The following is a 330-nucleotide window of genomic DNA, read 5'->3' as shown; positions in this document are numbered from 1 at the left end:
TCAGGGTTTACCTTACGACGTGAACAGCCAATGGAGGTTGGCCAGTATGTGCGGTGTAAATTGTTTTTAGAGCAAGAGGCCGCCGCCATCTATTGCTATGGCGAAGTCATTGAGGTTGATACCCAGGGTGATGGCTGCTTGCACAAGATTCTTTTTGCTACCATTCGCGAGCAAGACCAAGAGCTTCTCGTACGTGCCAGTTTACACGCTCAGACTCGACAACTGAAAAAGCGCCATGAACAGCAACGCGAAAATTAACGCTTAGATACCTACCCGTTTCTAGCGGTGCTCTATGATAATAATTCCGCGCCTTATTTAGCTGACATTCAA

At 47.3% G+C, this 330-nt stretch carries 1 pseudogene; it reads left to right on the top strand.

Going from position 1 to position 330, the window contains the following annotated elements:
• A pseudogene (locus CWC14_RS18925) lies at window positions 1-258 on the top strand (PilZ domain-containing protein); the annotation flags it as partial.
• Between the last annotated feature and the right edge of the window lie 72 nt (window positions 259-330).

Origin of the sequence: Pseudoalteromonas sp. S3260, from assembly GCF_005886925.1 — a bacterium.
GTDB lineage: Bacteria > Pseudomonadota > Gammaproteobacteria > Enterobacterales > Alteromonadaceae > Pseudoalteromonas > Pseudoalteromonas tetraodonis.
Note: the sequence above shows the minus strand (reverse complement) of the source record. Positions and strands in the feature narration are given on the sequence as shown.